Annotated in this window: 8 protein-coding genes and 1 riboswitch; of the genes, 3 read left to right on the top strand and 5 right to left on the bottom strand. The window is 58.5% G+C overall.

The genetic code is table 11. From position 1 onward, the window contains the following. Nucleotides 1-569: 569 nt before the first annotated feature. From G5154_RS21035 to G5154_RS21020, 4 genes are all read right to left on the bottom strand, one after another. Nucleotides 570-1697, bottom strand: coding sequence for a 5-(carboxyamino)imidazole ribonucleotide synthase (locus tag G5154_RS21035; RefSeq protein ID WP_421260650.1), 1128 nt, complete (start codon nucleotides 1695-1697; stop codon nucleotides 570-572). Beyond that, nucleotides 1694-2203, bottom strand: a complete 510-nt coding sequence (purE, locus tag G5154_RS21030) for a 5-(carboxyamino)imidazole ribonucleotide mutase (RefSeq protein WP_227341716.1) — start codon at nucleotides 2201-2203, stop codon at nucleotides 1694-1696. The genes G5154_RS21035 and purE overlap by 4 nt, the downstream gene beginning before the upstream one ends. Nucleotides 2204-2266: 63 nt before the next feature. Next, complete coding sequence (locus tag G5154_RS21025; protein ID WP_005321666.1) at nucleotides 2267-2569, bottom strand: P-II family nitrogen regulator; 303 nt, start codon at nucleotides 2567-2569, stop codon at nucleotides 2267-2269. Nucleotides 2570-2573: 4 nt separating this feature from the next. After that, nucleotides 2574-3500, bottom strand: a complete 927-nt coding sequence (locus G5154_RS21020; protein ID WP_199416737.1) for a sodium-dependent bicarbonate transport family permease — start codon at nucleotides 3498-3500, stop codon at nucleotides 2574-2576. A 109-nt stretch (nucleotides 3501-3609) separates the two neighbouring features. On the opposite strand from G5154_RS21020, the gene G5154_RS21015 reads away from it, so the two are divergent. The 3 genes from G5154_RS21015 (at nucleotide 3610) to murI (ending at nucleotide 7506) form a co-directional block, all read left to right on the top strand. After that, nucleotides 3610-4512 (top strand): LysR family transcriptional regulator, encoded by a 903-nt coding sequence (locus G5154_RS21015; protein ID WP_064334979.1) that lies wholly within the window; start codon nucleotides 3610-3612, stop codon nucleotides 4510-4512. Between the two features lie 35 nt (nucleotides 4513-4547). Continuing rightward, nucleotides 4548-4726: riboswitch (cobalamin riboswitch) on the top strand. A gap of 51 nt (nucleotides 4727-4777) precedes the next feature. Further along, nucleotides 4778-6592: a TonB-dependent receptor domain-containing protein gene (locus G5154_RS21010; RefSeq protein ID WP_421244790.1), complete on the top strand. Its 1815-nt coding sequence runs from the start codon at nucleotides 4778-4780 to the stop codon at nucleotides 6590-6592. Between the two features lie 110 nt (nucleotides 6593-6702). After that, nucleotides 6703-7506, top strand: coding sequence for a glutamate racemase (murI, locus tag G5154_RS21005; RefSeq protein WP_421244791.1), 804 nt, complete (start codon nucleotides 6703-6705; stop codon nucleotides 7504-7506). Between the two features lie 7 nt (nucleotides 7507-7513). Here murI and G5154_RS21000 read toward each other — a convergent pair whose 3' ends face one another. Then, a complete protein-coding gene (locus G5154_RS21000) occupies nucleotides 7514-8005 on the bottom strand; it encodes an RNA recognition motif domain-containing protein (RefSeq protein WP_204482057.1) in 492 nt (163 codons plus the stop codon). Nucleotides 8006-8368: the final 363 nt, after the last annotated feature.

The following is an 8368-nucleotide window of genomic DNA, read 5'->3' as shown; positions in this document are numbered from 1 at the left end:
ATGTGAACGAGGAATTGACCTGTTGTTGACCCGGGTGGGTGAGTGAGATTTCCATCCCGGTACTTTTGCTGGCGGTGGCTGGCCAGGCGATCTGAGAGGTTAGCTTGTCGGCCTGAGCCGACATCGTGTAGCAAGCAGTCAGTAGTGCCACCAGAACTCCTTTCTGAGACATATGATTATCTCCTGGATATCGAAGTTACCCCGCTGCCGGGGAGCTCTTATCTATCGACCTGATAATTGTAAAGTTTAATCAGGGCCCCACTGTTCGGAATACGCTGACACAGGATATGACCCAGTGTTCTCTCCTTTTAGTCATAGATATAGAATTCTTGTTTTGCTCGGAAATTAGATGATGTTGTTTGTGGTGTTCGGTAACGACATCTGGCTTCCCTGATACGTTGGCAGTGTACTCGCTACCTTGTTACACCAGCGCTGTTGCAACTTGCGGCTCTAGAACCTACCGCACTACGGCAAGGATGGCGGATGAGGGGTTGGCCATGTAACTTATCTTGCTGCTGGCCGAACCCCATACGGTGGATGTCGCGATCGTCAGTCATATCTCATACGATTTATCGTGGTGGTGCGAGTCCCAGCAGCTGACGAGCCTTGCTGCAGGTCTCCTCCACCGTTGACCAGTCGTCACCGGTTACCGTGATATGGCCCATCTTGCGGCCGGGGTGTGGCTCGCCCTTGCCGTAGAGGTGCAGATGCAGGCCGGGCAGCGCCAGTAGGGCAGCCCAGTCGGGTGTGCCGTTCTGCCAGAGATCACCCAGCAGGTTGATTAACAGGGCGGGACGCACGGCGATCTGATCCGGCAGCGGCAGATCGCACAGGGCGCGCACCTGCAACTCGAACTGGCTGCATGCAGCGTTGTCGATGCTGGGGTGACCCGAGTTGTGGGGGCGGGGCGCCAGCTCGTTGACCAGCAGTCTACCTTCCACCAGAAAGAACTCCACCGTCAGTACCCCAACGTAATCGAGAGCTGCTATCAGCCGTTCGGCTATTGCTTTGGCTTCGCTCTCCAGCGTTGGCACATTGGCCGGGGAGCGGGTCTGGTCCAGAATGCCGCCGCTGTGCCAGTTCTGCACCAGAGGCAGGGCGCTGATGGCACCGCTCGGGCTGCGCGCCAGGGTCAGGGCAAACTCCCCCTCCAGCGCCAGCCGTTTTTCCAGCACGCAGGGCACACCACTGGCTGCCAACACCGTCGCCAGCTCATCCAGACCGCTCACTTGCCATTGCCCCTTGCCGTCGTACCCCTCGCGGGCCGTCTTGAGAATGGCGGGGAAGATTTCGCTGGCCTGTGCGGGGATGGGCTCTTCCGGCAGTAGCGCCAGATAGGGGGCGACCGGGATGTTGGCCCCGCGCAGAAAGGCTTTCTCCTCGCGGCGATCCTGACAGATGCGCACAGCGCTGGCGGCCGGTCGCACCGGCTTTTGTTTTTCGAGCAGGGCGAGGGTGGCGGCGGGCACATTTTCGAATTCGCAGCTGATGGCCTCGCAGCGGCTGGCCAGCTCGTACAGGGCGGTCTGGTCGTCATAGGGGGCGACAATATGGTGATCGGCGGCGGCACCGGCGATGCTGGCCGGATCGGGATCCAGCACCACCACCTTGTAGCCGAGGCGGTGGGCGGCCATCACGAAGTAGCGGCCAAGCTGGCCGCCCCCCAGCATGCCGAGGGTTGCGGGTGGCAGGATCATGTCGGCTCCTCCAGTTGCAGTGCCTGCACCCGATCTCGCTCGTGGGTGCGGAAGTCGTCGAGCTGCTGCCGGTAGCGAGAGGCATCGCCGTCTTGTGCAACGGAGAGCAGAGAGACCGCAAACAGGGCGGCGTTGGCGGCCCCCGCCTCGCCGATGGCGAAGGTGGCGACCGGCACCCCTTTGGGCATCTGCACGATGGAGAGCAGGGAGTCCATTCCCTTGAGATGGCGTGATGGGATGGGCACCCCCAGCACCGGAAGAGTGGTCTTGGCGGCGACCATGCCCGGCAGATGGGCAGCGCCACCGGCCCCGGCGATGATGGCGCGCAGTCCGCGCTCGCGGGCAGTGGCGGCATACTCGAACAGCAGATCCGGGGTGCGATGGGCCGAGACTACCTGCGCCTCGTAGTGCACGCCGTGCTCCTTGAGGATGCGGGCGGCGGCCTGCAGCACGGGCCAGTCGGAGTCGGAGCCCATTACCAGGCCGATCAGGGGAGCGGTGTTCATTTTCTCTGAATCCTTAATGTTAAACGTTTGCTTTTGGTGGGCAAAAAGAGCCGACAAGCCGGCTCAGAATTTCTCGGGTCGCACGATTTCGACCGGTTGCAGAAAGGCGATCATGGCGTAATCGGGGTAGTAACGACTCTGCAGGTGGGCCAGCAGCCGCTCCGCCTGCTCCCGGCTGCAGATGGCCTCCAGCCGGATGTTGCCGCTCTCGCTCCAGCTGGCGTTGCGCTCGCCATGATCCCCCCGGCCGCGGGCATCTGTGATGGTGTAGCCGCGCAGCCCCTCGCGGGTGAGGGTGCGCAGCAGGGTAGGCTCCAGATTGGCTTCCGTGATGACGGTCAGCAGGGTGCGGGTCTCGGTCTGCATGTGGCTACTCCGTGAAGTGGCGGGCCCAGCTGTGGTAGAGCGGGATCCCCAGCATGATGTTGAACGGGAAGGTGACCCCCAGCACTGCGCTGAGGGATAGCCCCGGGTTGGCCTGAGGCACGGCGATGCGCATGGTGGCCGGCACGGCAATATAGGAGGCGCTCGCCGCCAGGGTGGCCAGCAAGGTCAGGCCGCCGAGAGAGAGGCCCATCAGCTGGCCAGCTGCCAATCCCAGTCCCGCGGAAGCGAGCGGCATCAACAGGGCGAAGCCGAGCAGGAACAGGCCGTGGCGGCGCAGATCCTGACACTGACGGGCGACGATCAGGCCCATCTCCAGCAGGAACAGCGCCAGCGCCCCCTTGAACAGGTCGACAAATAGCGGCTTGAGCGGAGCAATTCCATCCGGCCCGGCCAGATAGCCGATGGCCATACCGCCGAGCAGCAGGGTTACCCCTTTGCCGAGGAAGGTCTCGTGGGCCAGCATGCGCCAGCGGGTCTCGCGACTGATGCCGCGGGCCAGCACTATGCCCACCAGAATGGCCGGGATCTCCATCACCGCGAGGAAGATGGAGAGCTGGGATTCAAAGCTGATGCCCCGCTCGGTGAGCCAGTTCACCCCGACCGCAAAGGTGGCGACGCTGACCGAACCATAGTGGGCGGCGGTGGCGGCGGCATCGACCCGGTTCATCTTGAGGCGCAGCACAGCAAAGCCGAGCAGGGTCTGCACTACGCCCAGCAGGATCACCAGCGCCAGTTGCGGCAGCAGGGGCAGCAGGGATTGCTGGGCCAGACCGACGCCGCCCTTGAGGCCGATGGCCAGCAGCAGAAAGAGGGAGAGGGTGTCGTAGAGGGCAGGAGGCAGTTTGAGCTCGGAGCGCACCAGACCGGCCAGCAGACCAAACAGAAAGAAGAGTACAACAACGTCCAGCATGATGGTTCACAGGGCAGTTCAGATAATGGTTGCATGCTAGAGCCTGCAATGTTTCGATAAAATCAGATTCTTGCTGATGGTTGTTCGGTAAAAACTGATAGGGAACGGCATGCTCAACTACAAACAGCTCTACTACTTCTGGCATGTGGCACGCAGCGGCAGCGTGACGCAGGCCGCCGAACAGCTGCATCTCACGCCGCAGACCATCAGCGGTCAGGTGGCAGAGCTGGAGCAGTCCCTCGGGGTGGCGCTGTTCAACCGGGTGGGGCGGCGTCTGGTGCTGACCGCTGCCGGACGGCAGGCGCAGGAGCAGGCGGGGGCGATTTTCTCGCTCGGCGCCGAGCTGGAGCACACCCTGCGCCATGCCAGTCAAGAGTTGACAATGCAGGTGGGGATCGCCGATTCGGTACCCCGTACTCTGGCGTTCGAGCTGCTGGCCCCCGCCATGGCGCTGGCAACGCCGCTGCGGCTGGTGTGTCACGAGGAGCGGGCCGAGCAGCTGTTCAGTGAACTGGCCCGCCACAAGCTGGATATGGTGCTGATCGATCGCCCGCTTCCCCCCGACAGTGGCGTGCGCGGCTACAACCACGAGCTGGGGCGCAGCCCGCTGGCGCTGTTTGCCAGCCCCGAGCTGGCGGCGCGGGCGCGGGATGGCTTTCCCGCCTCGCTGGAGGGGTTGCCGTTGCTTATTCCCGGAGAGAAATCGGCTACCCACGATCGGCTGCTGGCCTGGTATCGCCAGCAGGGCATTCATCCCCATCTGGTGGGGCAGTTTGATGACTCCACTCTGATGAAGTCGTTCGGCAAGGCGGGGATGGGGATCTTCCCGGCGCCGCTGGCGATGGCTGACGAAATTGGTCGCCTCTACGGGGTGGAGCGAATTGCGACCCTCACCGACGTTACCCTCTCTTATTATCTGGTCTCGGCAGGGCGCCATCTCTCCCACCCCGGGGTACAGGCGGTGATGGAGGGGGCCCAGCAGCGGCTGGCGGCGCTGGCTGGCAAGAAATAGAAATCTGGATGGCTATACATCCAGCTTGGCTCTGCCTATAATCCTCCCGCTTTGGCGCATCATGCTTAATAGGGAATCCGGTGAAAATCCGGAGCTGGCGCGCAGCGGTAAGGGGGAACGAAGCGACATCAGGGCACTGCCATCAGGCGGGAAGCCGTCGCCGTAGGCTATCAGCCCCCGAGCCCGAAGACCTGCCAGAGTTCGTATTTCGGGCCGAGAGAAACCGGCCACGAAGTAGATACTTACGCGAACTTAAGGATCTCTCATGTCGAAGAAATTTCTGGCGGCTGCCCTGTTGCCGACGGCGGCGTTTGCCCAAACCACCATCCCTATCAATCCGACTCTGGTTATCACAGCCAACCGCGTGGAACAACCGGTTAGCTCGGTGCTGGCGCCCGTTGTGGTGATCGATCGCGCCGAGATCGAATCTCGTCAGGTGCAGAGTTTGCCAGCGTTGCTGAAGACGCTGCCCGGCGTGCAGATCACTACCCTGGGTGGCAGAGGTCACATGAGCAGCCTGTTCATACGTGGTACCAACTCCAACCATTCACTGGTGCTGATGAATGGGCGTCCCATCGCGGCCATGGTGGCCGGTACGCCGGATCTCAGCCAGATCCCCCTCGGCAATATCGAGCGCATCGAGTATATCCGTGGCCCGCGCGCTGCGGTGTATGGTTCTGATGCCATCGGCGGTGTTATCAACCTCATCACCAAAACATCCGCCAAGAATGGCAGCGAGACACATCTGAAAGGTGGTGCTGGCAGCAATGGCTATGGTCAGGGCGAGCTAAGAACAGTTCAGTCATTTGGCCAAAAAACCGATATGAACATGCTGATTGGCTACGAGCGTACTGACGGTTTTGATGTCGTAGCCAATGCTCAGCAGCCTGACCGGGATGGGTTCTCCGGCCGCAATGGCCAAATCGGTTTGAACCACGCTTTTAATGATGCATGGAGCGCTGATTTTAATGCTCAGGGTTATGACAATCTGACAGAAACGGACGACCCCTATCTGTCTGCGGATCAGAGCCGAGTACAGGCTTTCCAATATGACGGTGGTCTCAAGTTCCAGGGTAAGGATCTGATCAGTCGACTTGAAGTCAGTTACGGTGAAAACAAGCTGAAGAACTGGCTGGAGAGTAATGGGGAAGAAACTGGCCAACCCATTCATACAGGTCTGACACGTTTATCCTGGATCAACAGCTGGAGTGGTATTGAAGGGGTCAGCCTGACAGGCGGTGCAGATTGGCAGCGTGAGGAGATGAAGTCAGACTCTCGGAGCTATGGCAAAAACTTTAATGCCCCCGATCGTGACAATAAAGGATTGTTTGCCGTGGGAAGCTACCGTTGGCAGGCGCTGCTGTGGGAACTTTCCGGCCGCACTGATGATAACCAGCAATATGGTCGTCACAATACCTGGTCTGCGGCAAGTGGGCTGGATTTTGATGAGAACCACAATGTACGGCTGAGCTACGGTACTGGCTTCAAAGCGCCTACCTTTATGGATCTTTACTACCCGGGTTATGAGAATCCGGCATTGCAACCAGAAGAAAGCAAGAATTTGGAGCTGGATTTCTCCGGTCGTTACACCGGTTGGGACTGGTCAGCAAACTTCTATCGTAACCAAATCCAAAACCTGATTCAGTGCCAAAAAGGTTATATCACCTGTACCAAGGGCAATACTGATGCCGAGATTGAAGGCATCGAGTTGGCCCTTGGTTTGGATACTTGGCTTGTACATCATGACTTCAACTATGACTACACACGCGCCAAGGACAAAAATACGAATGATCAGCAACTCTTGCGTCGAGCGAAACACAAAGGTACCTGGCTGACCAGTTTCACGACAGGTCAAATGACCTGGAGTACAGAGGTGCTATATGTTGGTGAAAGACTCGATGTAGGCAATGTTGAGTTGAGCCCGTATACCCTTGTGAACTTGGGTGCTACCTACGCCGCTACTAATCAGCTGACATTGGGCGGTCGTATCGATAATTTGTTTGATCGCAATTATGAAGTCGCTAAAGGCTATGCATCACCAGGTACCGAGTTCAAAGTAACTGCCGACTACCGCTTCTGATGCTTTCTCCAGTTCATCCTTGAAAAACCGAGGCCCTGCCATTGGCAGGGCCTTTTCTATTGGCGGCAGGCGGGAGTATGATCGCCGCCTTGCACCAAAGGGGAGCTCAAGTGGCCAATATTCTCGTGTTTGATTCCGGTATGGGTGGCCTGACCATCTACCGCGAGATCCGCCGTGTTCTGCCGGCACACAACTATTTCTACTGCTTCGACAACGCCAACTTCCCCTATGGTGAATTGAGCGAGCCCGCCCTGATTGCTGCCTGCACCCGCTTGGTGACCACCATGGTGGCCCGTCATCATATCGATCTGGTGGTGATTGCCTGCAACACGGCCAGCACCATAACGCTGCCGGCCTTGCGTGAGGCTCTGGATATTCCCGTGGTGGGGGTGGTGCCAGCCATCAAGCCCGCCGCTGCACAGACTCGCAACGGTTGTATCGGTCTGCTGGCCACTCCAGGCACCGTCAGCCGCGACTATACCCATGAACTGATCGCCCAGTTTGCTCCCGGCAAGCGGGTGCTGCTCAAGGGCACCACCGAGCTGGTCATAGAAGCCGAACACAAGCTGGCGGGCCTACCGGTCAATATGGCGCTGCTGCGCGAGGTATTGGCCGACTGGCTGGAGGGGGAAGAGAAGCCGGACACGCTGGTGCTTGGTTGCACTCACTTCCCGCTACTCAATGAAGAGATTGGGCAACTGATGCCGCAATGCCAGCTTGTTGACTCGGGCAGTGCCGTTGCCAAACGGGTGGCCTGGTTGCTGAGTAATGGCGGGCATTCTGCCGTGCAGCCTGTACATATAGAAGAGGTGATTGCCAGGGCTTACTGTACCCGGCTGGATGGGGAGGCTCAAAAACTGACAGCCCCCTTGCAAGCATGGGGGCTGTCATCACTGGAAGAGGTAAGGTACTGACGAGCAGTTAGGCGTCAGCTTCGCTACCTTCCCTCTCCTCTTTATCACGTTTGTCATTCGCTTCACGTACCTTGAGGGTGCGCTGCTGGTACTCTTTGTCATTCAACGCGGCAATCGCCTTGGCGGCATCGGCGGCAGGCATCTCCACGAAACCGAAACCTCTGCGCTTGCCAGTTGCTTTGTCTTTCATCAACCGCACGGAAATGACCTGGCCCTGTTCGGCAAACAACTCGCGCACAGCAATCTCATTGGCGCGATAGGGCAGGTTGCCTACATATAAGGTGCAAGTCTCCTGATTGGCGATCGACTCAGCGACATTAGCCGAGGTTCGCTTCAGGAACAGCGGTACTACGAAACCGCCGATGGCCAGACCTGCTGCAAAAATCACTTCCGCTTTCAAAGAGAACTGCAGGGCCTGGGCAACCAGGTAGCCAACCACTGCCAATACCAGAGCAAGGATTGCGGCCTGCATATATACGGGAAACTTGGATAAATTCATCTTAAAAGACCTTTTGTAAATGAAAGCAAAAAAGGTGCAACACTATATTCACCTCCATGGTAACCAGCTTTCCTGATTGGCGCTACCATGGACCACTCGGGAGAGGTTATCGGCTCCAGTATGGCATTCCCAAGGTCACTGAAGGCGACATAAATGACGCTAAAATGGGAGTGAAATAACCGGATTGTGGATAACATTGTATATATACACTGAATAAGCTGTTTCTAATTGAATAATTTGAAATTTTCGTGATTTTCTTCAAAAAAAGTCTTGTCATCGCAGCGCCGCTCCCTATAATGCGCCCCTACCAGCACGGCGGAACACGCCGAACTGATGAGCCAGCTTCCTAGCGAAGTGGGCGCC

Origin of the sequence: Aeromonas sp. 600527 (assembly GCF_049175415.1) — a bacterium.
In the GTDB taxonomy this organism is placed as follows: domain Bacteria; phylum Pseudomonadota; class Gammaproteobacteria; order Enterobacterales; family Aeromonadaceae; genus Aeromonas; species Aeromonas veronii_A.
The sequence above is the reverse complement of the archived record's forward strand: the minus strand, read 5'-3'. Positions and strand labels throughout refer to the sequence as shown.